The 1,107-nt window shown below is 39.7% G+C and carries 1 protein-coding gene; it reads right to left on the minus strand.

Annotated features, from left to right (window positions below; all coding sequences use genetic code 11):
• Positions 1 to 547: 547 nt before the first annotated feature.
• Positions 548 to 1,107: transposase (locus B9A32_RS20985; protein ID WP_232367020.1), on the minus strand; the 560-nt coding region annotated here is incomplete at its 5' end.

Raw genomic sequence — 1,107 nt, forward strand, 5'->3', positions numbered from 1 at the left:
AGGCGGGATAAGGCGGCGGGGTTTGTTAAAAATGAGCGTTACAGTATTTTGTCACTCATTTGGGGGTTAGGCGTTATAGTATTTGCATCTTAGCATTCCTCCTTACTCAATGGCAAAAAGGAAAATTAAAAGGTGCTGGAATTAATACAATTGGACAACTTCATAAGAGTACTGAAAAGAACTTAATTGAAAAAATATATAATGTTGGACCTGCAAGAGCCCGATTGATGAAAAATGCTGCGGTAGCTGAGCTTCTTGAATATATATCAGGATAGATGTAACCAGTCGCTGGAGTGGGACCGGGCGTACTGCGTACTTTTTGCAGAAGCCCGTGGTTCAAGGAAATAAAAACTTATTGCTGAGTCTCCGGGTTAAATGCCCGGCCCCTCAGCTCAAGCGTTAGCCCTAAAACAAGCGTGTTCATTAAGGTTCGATCGTGGACATTTTCGATAATTCCATATAGATACTTTTGAAACGAAGTTGAAAAAAACAAGAAAAAAAAGAGCGCAACTCTCCCTAAGAAATATTTGTGTTCAGTGATGTCCGGTTAGGTTTTTGCAGACTTCTTTTTCTTTTTTTTGGTCCTTTTTTTGACAGCCCTATCGCCTGATAAAGGGTATCTGAGCTCATTTTGTATATCATTTCTCAGTTGGCGGATTCTTTTGATGGAAACTTTTTCATTGAATTTATCATGACAATATATGGCCATGAGTAGATATGAAATAAGCCCACCAAGGATTTGTACCATGACTCCATACTCACTGCGAGCAATTAAGTGATACACTTTGAGATGTTTTTTCCACCATTTGAAAAAAGACTCAATGTCCCACCTGAGCTTGTAGATTTTTGCCACTTGCTCGGCAGTCAGATCATGTCGATCAGTTGCCACGTAAAATGTTGAGCCTGCAATTTTATATCCAACGACTCGGACTGGTGTCTCTGATTGATTTACCCCTGGAGTTCCAAGTAGGACTTCTGCATCATAAAAAATATGAGTGTCCTCCGGCACAAAGTTCTGTTTGATGATAGTTCGCGTAGTTTTGATTTTGATTCGGCATACAAAATGTTTTCCCTCAGCCTGTAGCAAATCAAAATCTTTATGGGATT

Source organism: Desulfocicer vacuolatum DSM 3385 (assembly GCF_900176365.1).
GTDB lineage: Bacteria > Desulfobacterota > Desulfobacteria > Desulfobacterales > Desulfobacteraceae > Desulfocicer > Desulfocicer vacuolatum.